The sequence below is a fragment of the Lacrimispora indolis DSM 755 genome, from assembly GCF_000526995.1.
GTDB lineage: Bacteria > Bacillota > Clostridia > Lachnospirales > Lachnospiraceae > Lacrimispora > Lacrimispora indolis.
Genome location: NZ_AZUI01000001.1, coordinates 4,628,186 through 4,651,096 on the forward strand (window position 1 = coordinate 4,628,186; position 22,911 = coordinate 4,651,096).

22 protein-coding genes are annotated in these 22,911 nt (G+C 43.9%); 21 read left to right on the forward strand and 1 reads right to left on the reverse strand.

The annotated features are described in order from the left end of the window. The first annotated feature begins 23 nt into the window (after window positions 1-23). The 9 genes from K401_RS0122515 to K401_RS0122555 all read left to right on the forward strand — a co-directional run bounded on the left by K401_RS0122515 (window position 24) and on the right by K401_RS0122555 (window position 9,709). Window positions 24-3,170 (forward strand): SNF2 helicase associated domain-containing protein, encoded by a 3,147-nt coding sequence (locus K401_RS0122515; protein WP_024295066.1) that lies wholly within the window; start codon window positions 24-26, stop codon window positions 3,168-3,170. Window positions 3,171-3,233: 63 nt separating this feature from the next. Then, on the forward strand, window positions 3,234-3,854 hold the full coding sequence (locus tag K401_RS0122520) for a flavodoxin family protein (protein ID WP_024295067.1): 621 nt from the start codon (window positions 3,234-3,236) through the stop codon (window positions 3,852-3,854). A 114-nt stretch (window positions 3,855-3,968) separates the two neighbouring features. Further along, entirely contained in the window at window positions 3,969-6,098 is a 2,130-nt protein-coding gene (gene nrdD / locus K401_RS0122525) for an anaerobic ribonucleoside-triphosphate reductase (protein WP_034620553.1), read from the forward strand. Between the two features lie 10 nt (window positions 6,099-6,108). After that, window positions 6,109-6,627: an anaerobic ribonucleoside-triphosphate reductase activating protein gene (nrdG, locus tag K401_RS0122530; RefSeq protein ID WP_024295069.1), complete on the forward strand. Its 519-nt coding sequence runs from the start codon at window positions 6,109-6,111 to the stop codon at window positions 6,625-6,627. A gap of 178 nt (window positions 6,628-6,805) precedes the next feature. Continuing rightward, on the forward strand, window positions 6,806-7,258 hold the full coding sequence (locus tag K401_RS32045; RefSeq protein ID WP_166435292.1) for a MarR family winged helix-turn-helix transcriptional regulator: 453 nt from the start codon (window positions 6,806-6,808) through the stop codon (window positions 7,256-7,258). Between the two features lie 26 nt (window positions 7,259-7,284). Next, a complete protein-coding gene (locus tag K401_RS0122540) occupies window positions 7,285-7,809 on the forward strand; it encodes a nitroreductase family protein (protein WP_024295071.1) in 525 nt (174 codons plus the stop codon). Between the two features lie 7 nt (window positions 7,810-7,816). Then, window positions 7,817-8,107: a putative quinol monooxygenase gene (locus tag K401_RS0122545; protein WP_024295072.1), complete on the forward strand. Its 291-nt coding sequence runs from the start codon at window positions 7,817-7,819 to the stop codon at window positions 8,105-8,107. A 21-nt stretch (window positions 8,108-8,128) separates the two neighbouring features. Continuing rightward, a complete protein-coding gene (locus K401_RS0122550; protein ID WP_024295073.1) occupies window positions 8,129-8,968 on the forward strand; it encodes a nitroreductase family protein in 840 nt (279 codons plus the stop codon). Window positions 8,969-9,220: 252 nt separating this feature from the next. Further along, a complete protein-coding gene (locus K401_RS0122555; protein ID WP_024295074.1) occupies window positions 9,221-9,709 on the forward strand; it encodes a pyridoxamine 5'-phosphate oxidase family protein in 489 nt (162 codons plus the stop codon). Window positions 9,710-9,845: 136 nt separating this feature from the next. Here K401_RS0122555 and K401_RS0122560 read toward each other — a convergent pair whose 3' ends face one another. Then, window positions 9,846-11,036 (reverse strand): coenzyme F420-0:L-glutamate ligase, encoded by a 1,191-nt coding sequence (locus tag K401_RS0122560; protein ID WP_024295075.1) that lies wholly within the window; start codon window positions 11,034-11,036, stop codon window positions 9,846-9,848. A 475-nt stretch (window positions 11,037-11,511) separates the two neighbouring features. Here K401_RS0122560 and K401_RS0122565 point away from each other — a divergent pair, with 475 nt between their 5' ends. From K401_RS0122565 to K401_RS0122620, 12 genes are all read left to right on the forward strand, one after another. Beyond that, on the forward strand, window positions 11,512-12,483 hold the full coding sequence (locus K401_RS0122565) for a LacI family DNA-binding transcriptional regulator (RefSeq protein WP_024295076.1): 972 nt from the start codon (window positions 11,512-11,514) through the stop codon (window positions 12,481-12,483). 55 nt (window positions 12,484-12,538) lie between these two features. Beyond that, window positions 12,539-13,819 (forward strand): ABC transporter substrate-binding protein, encoded by a 1,281-nt coding sequence (locus K401_RS0122570; RefSeq protein ID WP_024295077.1) that lies wholly within the window; start codon window positions 12,539-12,541, stop codon window positions 13,817-13,819. 95 nt (window positions 13,820-13,914) lie between these two features. Further along, a complete protein-coding gene (locus K401_RS0122575) occupies window positions 13,915-14,823 on the forward strand; it encodes a carbohydrate ABC transporter permease (protein WP_024295078.1) in 909 nt (302 codons plus the stop codon). A gap of 17 nt (window positions 14,824-14,840) precedes the next feature. Then, on the forward strand, window positions 14,841-15,653 hold the full coding sequence (locus K401_RS0122580) for a carbohydrate ABC transporter permease (protein ID WP_024295079.1): 813 nt from the start codon (window positions 14,841-14,843) through the stop codon (window positions 15,651-15,653). An 11-nt stretch (window positions 15,654-15,664) separates the two neighbouring features. Continuing rightward, the gene (locus K401_RS0122585; protein ID WP_024295080.1) at window positions 15,665-16,339 is read left to right on the forward strand and encodes a PIG-L deacetylase family protein; all 675 of its coding nucleotides are present in this window, start codon (window positions 15,665-15,667) and stop codon (window positions 16,337-16,339) included. Between the two features lie 57 nt (window positions 16,340-16,396). Continuing rightward, on the forward strand, window positions 16,397-17,779 hold the full coding sequence (locus K401_RS0122590; protein WP_024295081.1) for a family 4 glycosyl hydrolase: 1,383 nt from the start codon (window positions 16,397-16,399) through the stop codon (window positions 17,777-17,779). Further along, complete coding sequence (locus K401_RS0122595; protein WP_024295082.1) at window positions 17,767-18,684, forward strand: carbohydrate kinase family protein; 918 nt, start codon at window positions 17,767-17,769, stop codon at window positions 18,682-18,684. Before K401_RS0122590 ends, K401_RS0122595 begins: the two co-directional genes overlap by 13 nt. A 245-nt stretch (window positions 18,685-18,929) precedes the next feature. After that, a complete protein-coding gene (locus tag K401_RS0122600; RefSeq protein ID WP_024295083.1) occupies window positions 18,930-19,388 on the forward strand; it encodes a LytTR family DNA-binding domain-containing protein in 459 nt (152 codons plus the stop codon). Then, entirely contained in the window at window positions 19,381-20,016 is a 636-nt protein-coding gene (locus K401_RS31465) for a DUF4318 domain-containing protein (RefSeq protein ID WP_024295084.1), read from the forward strand. Before K401_RS0122600 ends, K401_RS31465 begins: the two co-directional genes overlap by 8 nt. A gap of 188 nt (window positions 20,017-20,204) precedes the next feature. Next, complete coding sequence (locus K401_RS0122610; RefSeq protein WP_024295085.1) at window positions 20,205-20,774, forward strand: TetR/AcrR family transcriptional regulator C-terminal domain-containing protein; 570 nt, start codon at window positions 20,205-20,207, stop codon at window positions 20,772-20,774. A gap of 155 nt (window positions 20,775-20,929) precedes the next feature. Beyond that, a complete protein-coding gene (gene fucO / locus K401_RS0122615; RefSeq protein WP_024295086.1) occupies window positions 20,930-22,078 on the forward strand; it encodes a lactaldehyde reductase in 1,149 nt (382 codons plus the stop codon). A 131-nt stretch (window positions 22,079-22,209) separates the two neighbouring features. Beyond that, window positions 22,210-22,902 carry a type III PLP-dependent enzyme domain-containing protein gene (locus K401_RS0122620; protein ID WP_024295087.1) on the forward strand — a complete coding sequence of 231 codons (693 nt, stop codon included), beginning with the start codon at window positions 22,210-22,212 and terminating at the stop codon, window positions 22,900-22,902. Window positions 22,903-22,911 lie beyond the last annotated feature (9 nt).

Below are 22,911 nucleotides of genomic sequence, written 5' to 3' on the forward strand. Positions count from 1 at the left end.
ATGGTGAACGGATGTGAGGAACTATGAAAGTATCACACTTGACGACAAATACCTTTTGGAAGGGCGAATCAGGCGTCAGGGCCCTGGTAGAGGACCAGGGAAAGGAATATAGGGCAAGTCTGCATATCAAGGGTAGTCAGGTTTTTGACTACTCTTGTTCCTGTGCTCAGGGAAATTCCTACCGGGGCATGTGCCCCCATTGCATGGCCCTGTTAGAAGCTTATAAAGAGCAGGAATCGGAAAATCAGGGAAGGCCGGTAGCCACCTCCCAGCAGGCAAGAGCCATGATCCGGGAATATACCAACAGGGAGGTATCCCGCATCATGGGCGAGGGGGAAGAAGAGCAGGTAAAGCTTGACCTGTCCCTTCTGGTCAGCCGCAGGGAAGTGAAGCTGGAGTTTAAGCTGGGAAGAGACCGGCTCTACATGGTCAAGGATTTAGCTTCCTTTGCAAATGCGGTGGAGAACGGCACATATGTGGAGTACGGTAAAAATCTGGCATTCCATCACAGTCCTTCTGCCTTTGTAAAGGAAAGCCGTCCTCTTTTGGAATTCGTTCTGGAGATCGTGGATTCTTACTGTGAACATTATGAGCAGTTTCAGAAAAGTTCTTTTTCCACAAAACCTGTCCTGCGGTTTTTGAATTTAAGCCGGGCAAACCGGGACCGTTTTTTTAGGATCATGATGGGGAAGACCCTGGAAATTGAGGATTACAAGGGACAGAAGCGGCAGCTTGCGGTGGTGGACCGAAATCCTGATTTAACGGTCGTGGTAAAGCGCCAGGGACGTGAAGGGGTATTGGTGTCCATTGACCGGGATTTACTGGCCTTTGAAGGCGAACACCGTTTCTATCTTGCAGATACAAAGTACTTATATTGCTGTGACCAGTCCTGCAGTGAGGCTCTTTCCGTGTTTCTCAAGCAGATGATGGAAGGGTATAAAGCCTCCTATGAAACGGAAATCAACAACAAGGATATGCCTCTTTTTTACGAGAGGGTTTTAAAGAGGATCGCCGCCTATTGCACCATTGACTCCAGGGAAGTGGATCTGGAGAACTATAAACCGGATGAGCTGAAAGCCCGGTTTGATTTTGATTCTGACGGGCCTGACGAGCTGGTTCTAAGGCCGACCCTTTCTTATGGAGATTATTCTTTCCAGCCGGTAGAGGATGAACGCCTTCCCCGTACCGTATGCCGGGATATACCGGGAGAGTTCCGCATCAGCCGCTTAATAACCAGGTATTTTAAATACAAGGAATATGAATCAGAATATCCTGCCATCCGGGATGATGAGGAAGCGGTATACCGGCTGTTAAGTTCAGGCATCAGTGAGTTCATGTCATTGGGAGAGGTGTATTTTTCCGAATCCTTTAAGAAATTAAAGATCCTGCCGCCTCCCAAGGTATCCATCGGAGTACGGAGCACGGGAAACTGGCTGGAGCTGAGTGTGGATACTGACGGTTTGTCAGGAGAGGATTTGACCAGGCTTTTGGAGGTTTACAGCCAGAAAAAAAAGTATTACCGGTTAAAAAGCGGGGAGTTTATTAGTCTTGACGATAATGGACTTTTAACGGTTGCAAAACTGGTGGAGGGTTTGTCCGCAGATCCGGGAGCGCTGAACAAGTCTTTTCGCCTTCCAAAATACAGAGCCCTTTATTTAGACAGTCTTTTGAAAGAAGGAAACGGCATAACCCTTTACAGAGACCAGCTTTATAAAGCCGTGGTCAGAGGAATGAAGTCTGTTGAGGACAGCGATTTTGAAATTCCCCAGCCTCTCCGCCATGTGCTGAGAGGATATCAAAAGACGGGATACCGCTGGCTTAAAACCCTGGACAGCTATGGTTTTGGAGGAATCCTGGCCGATGACATGGGACTTGGAAAGACTATTCAGGTCATTGCCCTGCTTCTTGATGAAGCAGGAAAAAAGGAGCATACCACCTCCCTCATCGTCTGTCCGGCCTCCCTGGTGTATAACTGGGAAAATGAGTTCCGTATCTTTGCCCCTTCCCTTAAAGTGGTGACAGTCACCGGCATGGCCGGGGAACGGGAAGAACTGTTAAACCATGGGGATGAACAAGATGTGCTGATCACTTCCTATGATCTTCTGAAACGGGATGTTGATCTTTACAAAAGCAGGTCCTTCCGGTTTCAGATCATTGATGAGGCCCAGTACATTAAAAATGCGTCCACTCAGAGCGCCAGAGCGGTAAAGAACATTGATGCAAAGAACCGGTTTGCATTGACCGGTACTCCCATTGAAAACCGTCTGTCCGAGCTGTGGAGCATTTTCGATTTCCTTATGCCTGGATTTCTGTTCAACTACCGGAAATTTAAAAAAGAGTATGAGCTGCCCATTGTCAGGGATCAGGAAAAAACGGTGCTGGAAAGCCTTCACCGCCTGATCGGTCCCTTCCTTTTAAGGCGGCTTAAGAAGGATGTGTTAAAAGAGCTGCCGGATAAGCTGGAAACAACTGTGTATTCTGCCTTTGACAAGGAACAAAAGGAGCTGTATGCGGCAAATGCATTCCGCTTAAAGCAGGAGCTTGAACGTCTGGAAGGCAGATCGGGAAAGGATAACATTCAGATCCTTTCGGCGCTTACCAGGCTCAGGCAGATCTGCTGCGATCCCCATTTATGCTATGAGAATTACAAAGGGGAATCGGCAAAGCTGGAAACCTGCATGGATTTAATCCGCAACGGTGTGGAGGGAGGCCATAAGATCCTGCTCTTTTCCCAGTTTACTTCCATGCTGGATATCATCGAACAAAGGCTGAAAAAAGAAGCTTTTTCTTACTACATGCTGACAGGGTCAACTCCCAAGGAGGAGAGGCTCCATATGGTGAATTCCTTTAAAGATGATAAGGTTCCCCTGTTTCTCATTTCCCTCAAAGCAGGGGGCACAGGCCTTAACCTGACTGCTGCCGATGTGGTCATACACTTTGACCCATGGTGGAATGTGGCGGCTCAGAACCAGGCAACGGACCGGGCTCACCGGATCGGTCAGGAGAAGCAGGTGAGCGTATTCAAACTGATCACAAAAGGCACCATTGAGGAAAATATTTTAAAGCTTCAGGAATCTAAGAAGGATCTGGCGGAACAGATTATAACGGAAGGAACCGTATCTCTAAGCAATCTGACCAAAGAGGATCTGCTGGGGCTTTTGGATATTTAGAGAAACTGCATTTAAAAATGAATGCATTTCTATAAATGATAAGAAAGAAAGGATGGATGAGTGATGAAAGTGCTGATGTTAAACGGAAGCCCTCATGAGAGAGGCTGTACCAACCGCGCCCTTCTTGAGGTGGAAAGGGCGTTGAATGAGGAGGGCATTGAGACAGAAATTTTCCATGTAGGGAGCCAGTCTGTCCATGGCTGCATTGCCTGTCAAAAGTGTTCAGAAACAGGAAGGTGCGTATTTACTTATGATATGGTCAACCAGGTGCTGGAGGAAATGGAAACAGCTGCAGGACTGGTCGTAGGCTCCCCGGTTCACTATGCTTCCCCTAACGGCACTGTGGTTTCCTTCCTGGACCGTTTGTTTTATGCGGGAAGGAATTTTGCCTTTAAGCCCGGGGCAGCCGTTGTATCCGCCAGGAGGGCAGGAACCACCGCATCTCTTGATGTTTTAAACAAATATTTTACCATCGCACAGATGCCGGTAGTTTCTTCCTCTTACTGGAACATGGTACACGGATTTACCCCTCAGGAGGTGGAGCAGGATTTGGAAGGGCTTCATACCATGAGGACTCTCGGCAAAAATATGGCATGGCTGTTAAAATGCCTGGAGGTGGGAAAAGCCGCAGGAATCAGCTTTCCAGCCAGGGAAGAAATTCCCAGAACAAATTTTATCCGGTAACAAGGAAAAAATCCCCTTTACTTTTTCTTTTCATAGTGTATAATAAAAAAAGCACTAGATATAGTGATACCAATACATAAGACACAAAATATAGAAGAGGTAAAGGTGACAGGAATGATTAAGGTTCAAAAGCGAGACGGCAGAATTGTAGAGTATGACAGAGAAAAGATCGTTACGGCTATCCGGAAGGCAAATGCAGAAGTGGAAGCATGTGAGCAGGCCGGTGAGGAAATGATCGATGGGATACTGGATTATGTGGAGAGCCGCGTGGAGGATGTGATCAACGTTGAGACCATTCAGGATATGATTGAGATCGGTCTTGTAAATAAAAATAAATACACACTTTCCAAGAAGTATATCATATACCGTTACCAGAGAGCGCTTCTTAGGAAAGCGAATACAACGGATGAGTCCATTCTCAAGCTGATCAAGAACGAAAACAAGGAGCTGGCAGAGGAAAATTCCAACAAGAATACCATACTGGCTTCCACTCAGAGGGATTATATTGCGGGAGAAGTGTCCAGGGATCTGACAAAGAGGATGCTCCTTCCCGAGAGGATTTCCCTTGCCCATGAACAGGGAGCAATTCATTTCCATGATGCGGATTATTTCGTGCAGCCGATTTTTAACTGCTGTCTGATCAATATCGGTGACATGCTGGATAACGGCACCGTTATGAACGAAAAGATGATCGAAAGCCCCAGAAGCTTTCAGGTGGCATGTACCGTCATGACCCAGATCATTGCGGCTGTTGCCAGCAATCAGTACGGCGGTCAGTCTGTGGATATCCGGCATCTGGGAAAATACTTGAGAAAAAGCAATGATAAATTCCATAACCAGATCCGTGAAGAATTCGGAGATACGGTCACTGGGGAAATGGTGGAGAAGATGGCGGCCATCCGTTTAAGAGACGAGCTGAAATCCGGCGTCCAGACCATTCAATACCAGATCAATACCTTAATGACGACCAACGGACAGGCACCTTTTGTCACTCTGTTTTTATACCTTGATGAAAAGGATGAATACATCAGGGAGAATGCCATGATCGTGGAGGAAGTCCTCCGCCAGAGGCTGGAAGGAATCAAGAACGAAGCGGGAGCTTATGTCACGCCTGCCTTCCCCAAGCTGATATATGTGCTTGATGAGAACAACTGCTTAAAAGGCGGAAAATACGATTATATAACCAAGCTGGCAGTGAAATGCTCCTCCAAGCGTATGTATCCGGATTACATTTCCGCAAAAAAAATGCGGGAGAATTACGAAGGAAATGTATTCAGCTGTATGGGCTGCAGAAGCTTTCTGTCTACCTGGAAGGATGAGAACGGTAATTACAAGTTTGAAGGAAGATTCAATCAGGGTGTGGTAAGCTTAAACCTGCCCCAGATCGGAATTCTGGCTAAAGGAGATGAGAATACGTTCTGGAAGCTTTTGGATGACCGCTTAAGTCTGTGCTACGAAGCCCTGATGTGCAGGCATAAGTCTCTGGAAGGAACTATTTCCGACGTGAGCCCCATTCATTGGCAGTATGGTGCCATTGCAAGGCTTAAAAAGGGAGAAAAGATCGATCCCCTGCTTCGCGACGGCTATTCCACCATTTCCTTAGGATACATTGGCCTTTATGAGATGACAAAGCTCATGAAGGGGGTCAGTCATACGGCTCCGGAAGGAGAAGAATTCGCCCTTCGCGTCATGAACTATATGAAAAATGCTGTTGACCAGTGGAAAGAGCAGACCGGTCTTGGCTTTGGCTTATACGGGACGCCTGCAGAATCTCTTTGCTACCGGTTTGCAAAAATCGACCGGGAGCGTTTCGGTATCATACCGGATGTCACGGATAAAGGATATTACACCAACTCCTATCACGTTGATGTGCGGGAATCCATTGATGCGTTCAGCAAATTCAATTTTGAAAGCCAGTTCCAGGAGATTTCTTCCGGCGGGGCCATCTCCTATGTGGAGGTTCCCAACATGCAGAACAATTTAGAAGCAATGGAAGAAGTGGTAAAATTCATTTTCGATAACATCCAGTATGCAGAATTTAACACCAAATCAGATTATTGTCAGGAATGCGGCTTTGACGGGGAGATCATCATCAACGACGACATGGAATGGGAATGCCCTCAGTGCCATAACAAAGACAAGAAGCGGATGAATGTGACCAGAAGAACCTGCGGATACTTAGGAGAAAACTTCTGGAACACCGGAAAGACAAAGGAGATCAAATCCAGAGTCCTTCATCTGTAGGAGGCATGCCATGAATTATGCCACCATAAAGCCTACAGATGTAGCAAACGGTCCGGGAGTCAGGGTGTCCTTGTTTGTCAGCGGGTGCAATCACCGGTGCAGGGAATGCTTTAATTCAGAAGCCTGGGATTTCCATTACGGCCAGGAATACGGGCCGGAAATTACAGAAAAGATACTGGGATATTTGGACCATACCTACATTGCCGGTTTAAGCCTTCTGGGAGGTGAACCCATGGACCCGGCAAACCAGAAAGGGATTCTGCCTCTGGTGGAGAAGGTAAAGGAACAGTTTCCGGAAAAGACGATCTGGTGTTACACTGGATATGATTTTGAAAAGGATATCCTGGGAGACATGGGGGAAAGGCTTCCGGAGACAAAGAGGATTTTAGCCTGTCTGGATGTTCTGGTAGACGGAAAGTTTGAAGTGGAGAAAAAGAATCTAAGGCTGCGGTTTAGAGGATCATCCAATCAGCGGATCATTAAAGTGCAGGAATCTCTTTCTTTGAGGGAGATTGTGCTTTGGGAATAAGATAACAGGGTATTTTGCCGTTTACCGTAAGGGCGGCGGCAAAATACCCTGTTTTTTTTACCTCATCAAGCAGCGAAGCGGAGGGTCCACCCCCATGGAGGGCAATGCTGTAAACTTACACTTGACGGCGCACCAAAGAAATGATATATTTGTATGTACAAACAAAGGAGGTATTATTTTGGATTGCAATTTCGAGACAAAGGATCAGGAATGTAAGCTTAATGGCTGCCTGTTTTTTACTTCCACAAAACTGGCCCGGGAATTGGGAAGAATTGCGGATGAAGCCTTCCGCAAAACAGGGTTATCCCCAAGCCATGCAATACTCCTGTATATAGTAAACTTAAGAGGCGGCATACCTCAGAAGGAAATTGGTGAAACACTGCATTTGACACCTTCTACCATAACCCGTCTGCTTGAGCGGCTTGAGCGAAATGAGTTTATTGTAAAGAAATCGGAAGGAAAGAATGTATATCTTTGTACGACGCCAGAAGGCCTGGCACTGCAAAGTGATATTATAACAGCGTGGAATATGCTTCAAGGCAAGTACGAGGATGTATTGACAGAAGAAGAAACCTCCAGATTTATAGAAATCAGCAGCAAGCTTCTTAAAAGTCTGGACGATAAAAAATAAAGATCATAATACAGGAGGTCATGTCTATGGAAGAAATTTTTATCAGAAGAAGCATTCGAAAGTTTAAAGCTCAGGAGGTGGAGCCTGAAAAAATTGATAAGCTGCTCCACGCGGCCATGCAGGCTCCATCGGCTGCCAATCAGCAGCCGTGGGAATTTATTGTGGTACAGGATAAGGAAAAACTGGCTCAGCTTGCTGAAACCTCACCTTATGCAAAGCTGGCAGCCAATTCTGCCGTAACCTTTGTTTTACTGGCCAATGATAAAGAACTGATCGTGCCGGCCGGATGGGAGCAGGATATGGGTGCTGCAGCACAAAATATGCTTTTAGAAGCCGTTCATCTGGGACTTGGAGGTGTATGGCTTGGGGTTGCCACGTCCGATGCTGTTGCAGAAAATGTGAGCCGCCTGTTTGAGCTTCCGGATCATATCAGGCCCTTTGCCCTGATTTCCATTGGTTATCCTGATGGGCAGAAAAATGAATTTATTGACCGTTATAAGGCGGACAGAGTGCATTACGAAAATTGGAGACAAACAGCAAAGGAGAGCTAATAAACTAATGATAAAAGTCGTTGCAAAGAATCACATCAAAGCAGAAAAATTAGATGAGTTTATATCAGCAGCAAAACAGCTGGTACAGGATACCCGGCAGAACGACGCTGGCTGCATACGTTATGAGCTGATTCAGGACATAAAAAACACTCATCTGCTGACCATGCTTGAGGAATGGGAAGATCTGGAATCGCTGAACAAACATATGGAGGCAAAGCATTTTAAAGAAGCCGCCTCTTTATTTGCAGATTTCGTAGAAAAACCCGGTGAAATCAATCTTTATAAGACATTAGTCTGAAAAAGAGAGGAGCAGTAAAATATGAAAATGGATTTCCCTGTTGAGGAAACGGTCAAGGTTCGCAGCAGCATCCGTACTTATGAGAACCGTGGTCTTTCAAAAGATGATAAAGATAAAATCAACACATACATGGATCATTTATCCAATCCTTTTTCCGTAGATGTTACCTTTCGCCTTCTGGAAAAGGCAACATCATCCGATGGGGAAAAGCTGGGAACCTATGGGGTCATAAAAGGTGCGGGGAACTTTATCGGCGCATCGGTGGCGGACAGGGATCTGGCTTTGGAAGCGCTGGGCTATTCCTTTGAAAAGCTGGTTCTGTATGCCGCATCCCTTGGGCTTGGCACCTGCTGGATTGGCGGGACCTTTAACCGCAGCAGCTTTGGCGCGGCCATGAATCTGAAAGAAGGGGACCTTTTCCCCTGCATTTCCCCTATCGGATATCCTATAGGTAAAAAAAGAACGCTGGAATCGTTGATGAGGTGGGCGTCAAAGTCCGATCAGAGAAAAGAATGGAGCGAACTGTTTTTTAAACAGGATTTCTCACAGCCGCTCACAAAGGCCGAGGCAGGGGAGTATGCTTTTCCGCTGGAAATGGTACGGCTGGCACCTTCTGCTGCCAATAAGCAGCCCTGGAGAATTGTGCAGGATAAAGACACGTACCATTTTTATCTGGCAAGAACTTTAAAAAACGACAATGTAAAAAATGACCTTCAAAGGGTGGACATAGGCATAGCCGTCTGCCACTTCCATCTGGCCGCATTGGAAAAGGGAATGGAAGGAACTTTTCAAAAGCTTGAAAAACCCGAAATCCAAAGTCAGGAACAGGTGCAGTATATCTTTTCCTGGATTGGGAGCTAATGACTGATTCATGGCATCCAGATCTTTTTTTTGAAGCTGCTGATAATTTTTCTGTAGTGGAGATCTCAATTTTACCTCATCAAGCAGCAATGCAGAGGGTCCGCCCCATGGTGCGGGGTGCGCTGTGACCCTTGGTCATTGGGAATACCCCATTGACGTGACAGCCGGGATATGAGGCTATTGACAATCTTTGCTATAATTAAATCATATGATTCAGCAGAAATGTGTTTCAAGGAAAGAGAGGAGTACGGAATGTTTAGAGAAATGAGAAGAAACAAACAATTATTATCACCTGAGGATACAAAAGCGGTATTGGACCGATGCACAAATGGTGTTTTGGCATGCATGGGAGATGAAGGCTACCCTTATGCAGTCCCCTTAAGCTATGTATATTTGAATGGAAAAATCTATTTCCATTCAGCAAAAGCCGGACATAAAATCGATGCTATCGCCAAAGACCCCAAGGTATCCTTTTCCATAATTGATGAAGATACCATTGTCAGTAAAGAATATACTTCTCACTTTCGCAGCGTTATTGCCTTTGGAAAAGCCGGAATTGTGGAGGGGGATGAACGGCTGGAGGCATTCATGGCCCTGGTGGAAAAGTATTCCGGTGATCAGCCGGAGGATGCCAGACACAAGGAAATAGCCGGATGTACACAGGCTTACATCATTGCAATCGATGTTGAACATATAACCGGTAAAGAAGCAATAGAGTTTGTCAGGGCAAAGCAAAGATGATTTTACTTACAAGGATCCAAAATAAAGAACGGCAATGGTTAAAAGCCATTGCCGTTCTTTATTTTATAATTTTTTAATCGGTTTTGATAGAAAGGTAAAAATTCCAGGATACAAAAAATAAAACATACTTACTGATTTATTTGGTGTAATTATCAAAGTAACCTTGTACCAATACGATGGGAGTTCCTTTATCACCGCTGCCTGAAGTAAGATCGCAAAGGGATCCGATCAAGTCGGTTAACCGGCGGGGAGTGGTTCCCTGAGATACCATGCTGCCCACTAAATTGCTCTCTTTACTTTGAATATAATTGGAAATGGCAGCCTTTAGTTCTGCTCCGCTTAAATCAGCAAAATCATTATCAGCAAGATATTTTAATTTGACTTCATTGGGCTGGCCTTCCAGTCCTTCCGTATATGCCGGAGAAACTACGGGATCTGCCAATTCCCAGATTTTCCCCATAGGATCTTTGAAAGCACCGTCACCGTAAACCATAACTTCCACATGTTTTCCGGTTCTTTCAAGGAAGCCATCCTGAATCTTCTTAACAATTGGTTCGCAGTTCCGGGGGAACAGCTTAACAGTATCTTCGGTAGCTTTATTGCTGCCAAGCAAGCCATAATTTTCGTTATACCCACTGCCGTCAACCGAAACGGTTAAGACATCATCAAGGCCATATACAGACTCTGCACCGGCGGCCTTTAACAGACGTTTCGTTCTGAACCGGGAATGAATATCGCAGCTAAGTACATGTTTTGTATAATTTAAGATGGTACGGCAGTCGTTTGCAAGGATAACTTCCACTTCGCAGCCTTCCTTCTGGATAAGCTCCTTGTAGTATTCAATGTAATCAACTCCCGTAAAGGTGTGCTTACGGTAGCCAAAAAGTTCACGGTACTTTGCTTCTGTTAAAATATCAGTCCATGGGTTAATGCCTTTTTCATCTAAAGCATCCAGATCGATTAAGTGATTGCCTACTTCGTCGGAAGGATAGCTTAACATTAATGTGATTTTTTTTGCACCTCTTGCAATGCCCTTCAGACAAATGGAAAAACGGTTACGGCTTAATATAGGGAACACGATACCGATGGTTTCATTACCAAATTTATTTTTAATATCTGCCGCGATCTGGTCAACAGTGGCATAATTACCCTGAGCACGGGCAACAATGGCCTCGGTTGCGGCGATAACATCTCGGTCACGTAATTCAAAATTCTCACATTTTGCTGCATCAAGTACACTTGAAATAACTATCTCTGCAATGTCGTCTCCCTGACGGATAATTGGAGCGCGTACACCTCTTGAAACAGTACCTATTAGTCTCTCCATATACATGATTCTCCTTTAAACCCATGACAAATATTGATGGGATATTTTTTAATTTCACTTTATTATAACATGATAATTGATATTGGTAAACTTAATGCTTTTTATATATGACATAAGTTTTACTTATATCAGATGTGATGATTAATCCTGGAATATGAAAGGAGAAATTGTTTCATAAGCCCATGACTGCCTGTAAGAAAGACCAAGAGCAGAGAGACGGAGTAAAGACCATAAAACTATGAAAAGTGTAAGATAAGAATCAGAATTAAATGACGAGGAATTCTCAAAGAGTTCTTCTTAAATATAATTAAGACAATTCATGTAGAAATGTTGGGATTATAATGAATAACTCCTGAAACAAATGAAACAGGAGTGAAACAAATGAAACAATATTGACAAGTAGTAAGATGATTTTTATAATAAAAACTAAAAAAACAGAAAAAAATAAAACAATATTAACAAAGGAGCGATAAAAATGGGGGTGAACATTCGAGATGTAGCAAGGAAAGCTGGTGTATCACCTGCAACTGTTTCACGATATTTTCACGGGAAAAATATTGTGACAGATGAGGCAGCCAGAAAAATAGAGTCAGCTGCCCATGAGCTGGATTATACTCCGGTAAGTAAACAAAAGAATCCCGGTGTGATAGCTGTGCTGCTCACAAATTTAAAGCTTGCGTATTTCAGTGAAGTATTAAAAATACTTTTAGAAGAAGTTCCAGGATACGGTTACCGGATGGTGTTTTTTCCTGTTTCAAAGGACGGAGAAGAATACAAACAGTTTTTCAGGGATTTGGACATTACAGGTGTGATTTATCTGGAAGAGGATTTAAATCAGGATATGCTGAACTACATAGAAGCCAAGAATATAAAGACAGTTATGTTAGGAGGGATAAGTACGGATAAAAGATGTAAGATGGTCCACATTAATGATCTGGCAGCGGCTCATGGGGGGGCAAAATACTTACTGAAATTACGTCATAAAGATATTTTAATACTGTCTGATCACCCTAAAAGCATTAGTTCCGGATTTCAGAGAATTACGGGCTGTAAAAGAGCTTATGAAGAATTTGGATTAGAGCTTGGGGATAAGATGATTAAATGCGGAGAGCTGACCTATGAAAGCGGTTTTAACATGACACAGCAGGCATTAAAAGAAGGACTGGAATTCACAGCTGTATTCGCTTTCAGTGATGATGCCGCCATGGGGGTGATCAGCGCTCTGGATCAGGCGAATTTAAATGTACCGGGAGATATATCTGTATTAGGTTTTGACGGGATCAGCATTTCACAGAAGGTGACCCCAAAACTGACAACCATTAAGCAGCCAATTAAAATGATGGTTGAACATACTTTGGATACATTTCAGAAAAAAGAAAAAGAGGAAAACATTGAAATAACACTGCCTTATAAGCTGGAGGAAGGCGGCACGTGCAGAGAACTATGAATGAAAATGAAAAGTGAGGATCACGGGTAAAATAAAAATATAATGGAGGTTAAGCATGAAAAAAATATTGTGTATGGTGCTGGGAGTTTTCATGGCGGGTTCATTAGTTGCCTGCCAAAATACAGGGGGAAGCGGGAAAACGGAAACGGGAGAAAAGGAAAATAAAAAAACTAAAATTACGTTTGCATTGTGGGATGAAGTTCAGAAACCTGTTTTTGATGAAATAATAGAAAAGTTTGAAGCGGAAAATAAGGACATTGATGTGGAACTGCAGCTGACGCCATGGTCTCAGTACTGGACAAAATTGGATGCGGCTATGGGTTCGGACAATGCGGCAGATGTGTTTTGGATGAATACGTATCTTCCTAAATATGCAAGCGCAGGAGTGCTGGAGCCCCTTGATGAGTACATAGAAAAAGACGGCGTAAATATGGAGCATTATGTAAAAACCGTAGCGGACTCCCTGCAGTATGATGGGAGACAGTATTGCCTTCCAAAAGGAATCGATACGGTCCAGGTATTTTATAATAAGGCCATTTTTGAAAAATACAATGTGGCTGAGCCAGCAAAGGGCTGGACGTGGGATAAAATGGTGGAAACTGCTGATCAGTTAAAGGATAAGATCAGTGCCGCCGGTTCCGATGAATATCCGATTTTGATGGAACTGGATCCACAGCCTTCTTACTTTAATTTCATCTCTCAGACAGGCGGATTTGTCATAAGTGAAGATAAAAAAACGGCCGGATTTGATCAGGCAGGCACAATAAAAGCATATCAGGATATCGTGGATCTGATTGAAGCAGGTTTAATGCCTGGTAATGAAGTTTTATCTGATACCAAGGGAACGGATTTATTCCTGTCTCAAAAAGGCGCAATGCTGTTCATGGGTTCATGGAAAGTACCTGTACTTGATGAGGCCAGCTTTGGGGAAGAAATAGGAACCATTGCCATGCCTTTAAAGGAAAATGGCAATCAAAGTGTTATTGGCGGTTTGGGATACGCAATTAATTCTAAAAGCAAAGAAAAAGAAGCCGCATGGAAACTGGTGAAGTATCTGGCAGGAGAGGAGTCCAACAAGCTTCAGGCAGAGGCAAAAATCGATGTACCTGCGTTGTTAAGCGCCCAGCAGTATTATAAGACAAAACATATTGATGCAGCGGTTATCTTTGAAGCAGCAAAGACAGGATACCCCTTCCCCACTTCTCTGACTGTTGCAGACTGGCTTCCGTCTTTGTCGGAAATTTCAGGTAAAATTTTTGCAAAAGAAATAACCCCGGAAGAAGGTTGTCAGCAGATTCAAAAAGCAATGCAAAGCGTGTTGGACAGCGAGTCATAAAAAAGAGGATTGCATTGAACCGAAAGGGAAGAAGCTCACACCGTATGAGGAGAATCTTATAAGGAAGTTCTGCATTATGAATGAGAGGGTATGGGATGAAAAAGAAAAAGAGAAGTTCCGGACGGTTAAAACGCCGGGAAATGCTGACCGGGTATCTGATGATTTTCCCTTTGACGGCAGGCGTTACAGTATTTTTTATCGGTGCTTTTTTTCAGAATGTATACTATAGTTTTACGAACAAGTCCAGCTTTGGAACTCCTAAGTTTGTTGGACTGGCGAATTACTGCCGGCTTTTTCAGGACCAGGCATTTATAAGGGCATTTGCCAATACCATTTTGTACGTAGTGATTTGTGTTCCTCTTGTGGTGATTTTGGCGTTAGGGATTGCTGTATTGCTGAATTTCAGGGTGAAGGGCATTGATTTATTCCGGGTATTCATTTTTCTGCCTGCAGTTACACTTCCGGCTGCAATCGGTCTTTTATGGAAATGGCTGATGAATTATAAGTTTGGCATTTTTAATGAAATGATCGGCAGGTTTGGCATTGATCCGGTGGCCTGGCTGTCGGATCCTAAGGTGGTCTTATTTTCCATATCAGCAGTGTTCATTTGGGCCAGTGTTGCTTATCAGGTAATTGTGCTTTTGGCAGGGCTTCAGGGGATTCCTGTGAGTTATCAGGAAGCAGCTCAGATTGACGGGGCTAATTCAGTGCAGCAGTTTTTTAAAATCACGTTGCCCCTTTTGTCCCCCTCCATCTTTTTTGTATGTGTGACAACGGTTATAAATGTGTTTCAGATCTTTGACTTTATTTACCTGATGATTCCTCAGGGAAGCAGCGGAACAGAAGCTTCCCGGTCCCTGGTCACATATTTCTTTGAGCAGTCATTTGTTAAGTTCCATAAAGGTTATGGAGCGGCAATCAGTTTCATGTTGTTTTTATTGATACTTCTCATTACTGCAGTACAAATGATTCTACAAAAGAAACTGGTATTTTATGATGATTAAAGAGAGGGTGTGATGGAATGAAAAAGAAATGGCCGGTCTATCTGCTTTTGATCATATGCACAATTGTAACGGTTGCTCCGTTTTTATGGATGATATTGACTTCCTTTAAAGATTATGAAGAAAGTATCAGGATACCGCCTACAATATTCCCGGAAGTCTTTACCGTTCAGAGCTACCGGCAGGTTTTAGATAAGTTTCCTTTTGCTTATTTTTATATGAATACATTTCTTGTGTTGTTTTTTACCATAGCAGTAGAACTGTCAATCTGTTCCATGGCTGCCTATGCCTTTGCCAGATTAGATTTCCCGGGCAGGGATGTGATCTTTATCATCCTGCTGGCTTTGCTGATGGTTCCGGGACAAATTTTTTTAGTGCCTAATTATGATATCATGGTTAAGCTGAAACTGGCAGATACAGTGACCGCATTATGGCTTCCAAAGGTGTTCAGTGCATTTGGAACCTTTATGCTGCGTGAATTCTTCAAAGGATTGCCAAAGAGCCTGGACGAGGCGGCCATGCTGGACGGATGTAATTATTTTCAGATCTATTTCAAAATTTTGCTGCCGCTTATGAAGCTTGCTTTGGTGTCTCTGGCGATTTTAACGGCAATTTCTACATTTAAGGATTTGATGTGGCCGCTGATTGTGAATAATTCCATGAATAAAATGACATTGTCTGCTGGCCTGGCAATGCTGATCGGTGAACATACAACCTATTATCCACAGGTTATGGCGGGAGGTATTATCGCAATTCTTCCCATGATTTTATTTTTCTTTATTTTTCAGAAGCAATTTGTAGAAGGAATTGCAACCACTGGAGCGAAGCAGTAGGGAGGTTAAGGATGATTGATTTGTTAGCAGTATGCGCTCATCCGGATGATTTGGAAGTATGCGCATCAGGAATATTTGCAAAAGTAAAAAAAGAAGGGTATAAGACCGGTCTGGTGATCTTTACAAGAGGAGAATCGGGGGGATATGCCCGGCAGGATGTAAGAGAGAAGGAAGCAGAAGAAGCTGCCAAAATATTGGAACTGGACTATTTTGTAATGCTGGATTTCCCGGATGCAGGTGTTTACTTTGAAAAAAGCGCGGTAGATGCTTTGATCCCCCATCTTAGAGACTGTTCCCCAAGATATGTTCTGACCCTTCTTGAAGAGGATTACCATCCGGACCATGTAGCTGTATCTAAGATTACAAAAGCAGCCTGCTTTACGGCTGGGCTGAAAAAATACTCCCAGGATGATATGGATTGGCATTATGAAGCAATTCTATATTTTGGTGCGGATAACAAGCGGAACAAAAGAAGGCCGGATATCTATGTGGATATCACAGATGTTATTGATATTAAGAAAAAGTCCTGTGAAGCCCACCGGTCTCAAAAGGTGCTGCCCTATGCAATGAATCTTGCGGAAGAATACGGAAGAACTGCAGGTGTGAAATATGCGGAAGGGCTGTTCCTGAGTGAAAGTATTACCGTGGACAGCATCAGCAGTATGATTAAAAAACAGGCTTTCTAATAGGGCAGCAAAGAATAAAGAAATGCCGCCGGCACCAGCGGCGGAATGGAGATTAGTATGAAGCTGACAGTGATCGGAGGGTGCGGTTCCCGCAGCCTGATGCTGGCAAAGAGCCTGGCCCAGCAAGCAGATGAACTGCACATAACAGAAGTTGTATTTATGGATATTGACGAGAAGAGAGTCCATATTCTTGGGGCCATGGTCAAGGAAGCTTTTGCCCGGATTGCTCCAAAAGTGAAATTCGGCTGTACAACAGGTCCAAAGGAGGCTGTCCTGGGAGCGGATTTCATCATTACCACCATTCGGGTTGGAAAGGAAGAAAGCCGCATTATGGATGAGCGGATTGCTTTAAATCATGGTGTCATCGGCCAGGAAACAACAGGGGTAGGCGGCTTTGGCATGGCGCTTCGTTCCATTCCTGCTTTGCTGTATTATTGTAAACTGATAAAAAAGTATGCTAGTCAGGATGTCTGTGTTTTTAATTTTACAAATCCAGCCGGATTGGTTACCCAGGCATTAAGAGACCAGGGATATGATTTTGTATATGGGATCTGTGATGCGCCGTCAGGATTTTTAAGACAGATCGCAGCTCTGTATGGAACCAATGTGAAGGAGTTAAGCGTCAGATTGATCGGATTAAACCACTTATCTTACTTTACCAGTGTGAAAAAGCAGGGAAAGGAAATGATAAATGAGATTCTGCAAAACCCTGAGTTATATACCAGAACTGATATGCGTTATTTTGATCCGGATCTGGCCATGCACCTTGGGTGTATGCTCAATGAATACTTATACTATTTTTATTACCGGGAAAAAGCATTGGAAAATATCCAAAAAACCAGTGAGACAAGAGGTGAAAGAATTCAGGCCATCAATCATAAGATGCTTCAGGAACTGGGCAGGTATGAGGCTGATAAGGACTTTGACAAGATGCTTGAGATCTACAGCCACTATACCTTTTTAAGGGAGTGCAATTACATGCAGGGAGAAACTTCTGTGGCCAGAGAGGAACAGAGCATTCCGAAGTTTGATTTATATAGTGAAGATGAGGGCGGATATGCAGGCGTAGCACTGGCGCTGATGCGGGCAAGGATCACCGGCCAAAGGGGCGAAATGATTTTATGCATGCCCAATGGAGAAACACTTCCATGGCTTAAAAAGGATGACATCATAGAAGTTTCGTGCGATATCTCCAAAGAAGGGGCAAAGCCAAAACCAGGAGATTATGAGGTGCCGGAAAGCGTCAGGCAGTTAATCTGCGGGGTGAAATATTATGAGAGAACAGCAGCGCAGGCAATTGTGGAACATGATGCCGGAAAAGCAGCAGATGCTTTGATGCTCCATCCGCTGGTATCCTCCTATTCTCTGGCTAAGTCGATTGTAAAGGATTATTTTGATGCATATCAGGAGTATACAGGAGGAAGGATATGGCTGGAGTAGCAGGATTTGGCATTGCCAATGTGGATTTTATTTTTGGAAACTCTCCCAGAATGCCCCGCCTGGGAGAAGAAATCTACAGCGGAAGCTGTTCAAGACAGCTAGGGGGCGGCCCGGTTGCTACCTTGGTACTCCTGTCAAAGCTGGGGGTTCCTGTAAAACTGGCTACGTATATAGGAAAAGGACCCTTGAGCCAATACCTTGTGGAAGAGCTTGAGAAGAATAAGCTGACTTATTCCAACATGCTTTCTTCTCCCGAGTATGATCCCGTGACGCTTAGCTGTGTGGTCTCATGTGAACAGGACCGGGGTATTATTTCTTACCGCCCGGCTGATGATGCGTTTTTTGTGGAAAATCAGAAAGTATATGAGTTTTATAAAGGAAGTAAGATTGCTTACTTGTCATTGGAACAAAAGGAATTGTGCAGACCTCTAAAGGAAGCGGGAGCTGTCATTGTGCTGGATTCGGCATGGAACGATACCATGAGTCTTGACTGGTACTGCGATGTTTTCCCTTATGTGGATTATTTTATACCAAATGAAATGGAGGCAGAAAAAATCACCGGGACAAAAACAGCAGAAGAAGCTCTGAATATTCTGGGACAGTATCTGCATATTCCGATTGTAAAAAAGGGCAATGAAGGATGTATTTATAAGAAGGACGGAAACACGTATACGATTCCGCCGTTTCCTGTAAAACATATTGATTCCACAGGGGCAGGGGATGCTTTTGCCGCCGGATTTATGTATGGACTGTATTATGGATTTGATATTGATGACTGTATCCGGTTTGGTAATGTTACAGGCGGAAATGCAGTGACGGAAATCGGGTGTCTTGCAGCAGAAATTGATGAGAAAAAATTATTGGAGAAATACCGTGAAATATATTTAGAATTTTCGAAAAAATAGTCGGCTTTTTTAAATCGGAAATACACTCATGTATAACGATTTTCAGTGTCAGCTGCACTGTCTGACGGTTTTGAGAACGGTGGGAATGGATTGATCCATATCCTTTGACCTTCCAAAATCCTTCAGATGGTGCAGTTTTTTTATGGTGTCTGCTTCTTACCGTTTCAAACCAGCCACTTACCCATAAACCCTGTAAATACCGGTTCAAATGTGATATGATGAACTGGCAGTAAGGAGGAAGCAGTATGAAAGTCAATATTAAAACAATCAGCCACGAGGCGGAAGAAACTGCACATTTATCCATCCATGAGCGGGATGATGCAATGGACCGTCTTGTGGAATATCTGGAACAGGATTTGTTCCGTTCAGTAACAATGTTGTGTCAAAGGGGAGGAAAGCTCTGCCGGGTGCCAAGTCACGAAATTTGTTTGATTGAAACGGTTAATGAAAAGCAGGTAGTCCATACGAAGGAGGAAACCTATGAGACGAATCAGAGGCTTTATGAGCTGGAGCGGCTTCTTCCGTCTAATTTTATCCGGATATCCAAGTCTGTGATTATGAATATAGATAAGGTAAGGACATATACCCCCATGCTGAATGGGCTTATGAAGGTATCCATGATAAATTTCCAGGTAACTTATATTTCCAGAAAATATTTAAAAGAGGTAAAAGACAGGATTTTGGAGGTGAGGCATTATGAATAGAAATGAGGGAAAAAGAGAAGCTTTTTGGGAAATTCTGCTTTCCGGGATTGATTTGGGGACAATTTTGTTTGCCGGTGGGTTAATGGGGCTTTGGCTTTTTTCCAGAAGACAGGAGCTGGAAACCGTTATGGACCGCCTTGGCCTGTTTTTTCTGATTTATCTTGCGGCAGGCTGCCTGCTTCAGCTATTTAAACGGCTGCCGGAAATGGATCTCAGCTGGCTTAGGGGTATGGCTTTTGTATACTGGTATTACATTTTCCTGTTCATTTTGTTGCTCCTCGCCCAATTTCTCCCGAATTATTTAAGATACATGATCTTGTCGGATGCTGTCCTTCTTTTCGGAAGGTGGGCGCTGAATTACCTATATGCAAAGCGCACTGCCAACCAGCTGAATATGGCTAAGGCAGGGCATACCCTGGTCATAGACTTAAATGAAAAGCCGGGTACAAAAGAAGAGTTTTACTCCATTCTGGAAGATTACTGCATCAGTAACCGCATGTGCCTGGAATATATAAAACGGGATATTCCGGCTGTGGTAAAAATTGACGGAGTTCTTCATGGAGTGGATTTAAGGAGCTATTATACTTATGGGGGAGCCGTATACACCATGGATATTACAAAGCTTTAACAGGCAGAAGGGCAGAAAATCCCTTGGAAGTCTGTGTTCACAAACCTTGAAACCTGTGGTAAAATAGGCATAAATCAAATACTCCGCAGTATTCTGCGGGGGATCTGACCCTGCAGGCAGCCGCCAAGGTTAAGTATGCTTGACTTTGTCCGCTGCCTTGGCAGGAATATACGGGGCAGGAGCGGAACATGACTGAAAATCCAAGCAAAAGCGAAAAAACAAAATACCGTCTGGCTGATTCCATAAAGGATTGCATGAAGACAAAGCCCGTGGATAAGATTACGGTGCAGAACATTGTGGATGGGTGCGGAATGACCAGACAAACCTTTTACCGCAATTTTAAGGATAAATACGATCTGATCAACTGGTATTTTGATAAGCTGGTAATGGAATCTTTTGCTCAGATCGGAGTGGAAAAAACCGTGGGCCAAAGCCTGAAGAAAAAGTACGAATTCATCATAAAAGAGAAGATATTCTTTACAGAGGCATTCCGTTCCGATGATTATAATTCTTTAAAGGAGCATGATTTTGAACTGTTCATGGGATTTTACACGGAGCTCATTACCCGGAATAGACAGGAACTGCTTTCCGAGGAAATCCAGTTTCTTCTTGAGATGTATTGCAGAGGTTCCGTATATATGACGGTGAAATGGGTGCTTTCTGGCATGAAGCAGACTCCGGAAGAGATGGCAGCAAGCCTGACGGAGGCCATGCCGCCCAGACTTGCTGCGGTATTTTCAGAAGCTGGCCTGATGTAGGGTATAGTCGATGTGCACATAATAAAAGTTACAGTTTGAAGCTTTTGTAAAATTTGTTACAAAAACTTCAAACTGTAACTTTATTTTTTTTCCCTTAGTTGTTAATATTGTAACATAAGTAGCATGTCCATAATTAAGGAGAAGGAGAGGTTGTCATGGCAAACAGAATCGTATTAAATGAAACATCATACCACGGCTCCGGTGCGGTTCAGGAGATTCCGGGGGAGGTAAACAGGAGAGGGTTTCAGAAGGCATTTGTTGCCTCTGATCCGGATTTGATTAAATTTAACGTAACTTCAAAGATCACAAAGATTCTGGAAGAAAATGGACTGGATTATGAGGTTTATTCGGATATTAAACCAAATCCAACCATAGAAAATGTACAGACAGGGGTAGAAGCTTTTAAGAAGTCAGGGGCAGACTATATCATAGCGGTCGGCGGCGGCTCTTCCATGGATACGGCCAAAGCCATCGGCATCATCATAGCAAATCCGGAATACGAAGATGTGAGAAGCCTGGAAGGAGTAGCTCCAACCAAAAAGCCAAGCATCCCCATCATCGCTGTTCCTACCACCGCAGGTACGGCAGCGGAAGTTACCATTAACTATGTAATCACTGATGTGGAAAAGAAGAGGAAATTCGTCTGTGTAGATCCTCATGATATCCCTGTGGTCGCCATTGTGGATCCGGATATGATGTCCAGCATGCCAAAAGGTCTGACAGCTGCCACGGGCATGGATGCATTGACCCATGCCATTGAAGGTTATATCACAAAGGGTGCCAATCCCATTACAGATATGTTCAATTTAAAGGCTGTTGAATTAATAGGCAAAAGCTTAAGAGGAGCGGTGGAAAATACTGCGGAAGGCCGGGAAGGAATGGCTTTGGGCCAGTATATCACAGGAATGGGATTTTCAAACTGCGGTCTTGGCATCGTGCATTCCATGGCTCATGCACTTGGCGCTGTTTATGACACGCCTCATGGCATTGCCAATGCCATCCTTCTTCCTGCCATCATGGAGTTCAATGCCGGAAACACAGGCGTGAAGTTCCGTGACATAGCAAAGTCACTGGGTGTGGAAGGAACTGAGAACATGTCAGAGGAGGAATACCGCAAAGCGGCGGTAGATGCGGTGAGAAAGCTGTCTGCCGATATAGGGATACCGGCCGACCTGACCCAAATAGCAAAAGAAGAGGATGTGCAGTTCCTGGCAGAATCCGCTGCAGCAGATGCCTGCGCTCCGGGAAACCCCAGGGAAGCCAGTCTGGAAGATATCATCAAACTTTATAAATCACTTATGTAAGCACAAGGAAATCCTCCTGACCATTGTTCCGGAGGATTTTCCTATGCCCCGATATCCATGGAAAAAGAACTTGAAATATAATCTAAATGGGCTATTCTGAAAGTAACATGAATGGATAAGGAGAAGACCATATGAATGATCAAATGGAAAAAGCCCAGTCAGTCCTGGAACTGATTCCCGGCTTTCAATATCTCTACAAAGGGGAGTTGAATGATGAAACTGTAAAGTATCTCATTAAAAAGGGCTGGGCATTGGAGGCGGAAAACAGCAGCTCCGTCCGTCTGTCCTCTTTGGCCGGAATGGACAGAAATGACATTTACTTCACTGCCCTTTATAAAGAGCGGGCAGCCATTGGAACCTGTAAATTCGTTGTATCCAGTTTAGAAGAGATGGAGCTTATCAATGAAGAAGCAGCCGGATATCTGGCTCCGGGACATTTAGAAGTGATAGGAATTTCCGTGATTCCGGAAGATTATGACAGTGGAAAACTGCCGGGCTTCAGAATGGAAGAATTAGCACAATTATCCGCAGAAGCCAGAAAATTGCGTTTCATATCCATACGCGGCTGTTTCATCCAGGGAGATACGAAAGGACTGTCCGGAGAAAGCTTTGGAAGATATTTGAGAGACTGCTATGAAACCGCCAAACATGTTACCACAATCTTACCCTGCGGCATGTCTTACATAAGCGCAGGCAATTCCATGGAACCTGCTCTTCAAACCATGATATTAAGTCAGGAAGCTCAGGAAAAGCTTCAGACTGCTGCAAAGATCATGGTCAACCAGAATCAAACCGCTTTTTATGCAAAATTACTGCTTCAATAATAGAACCCC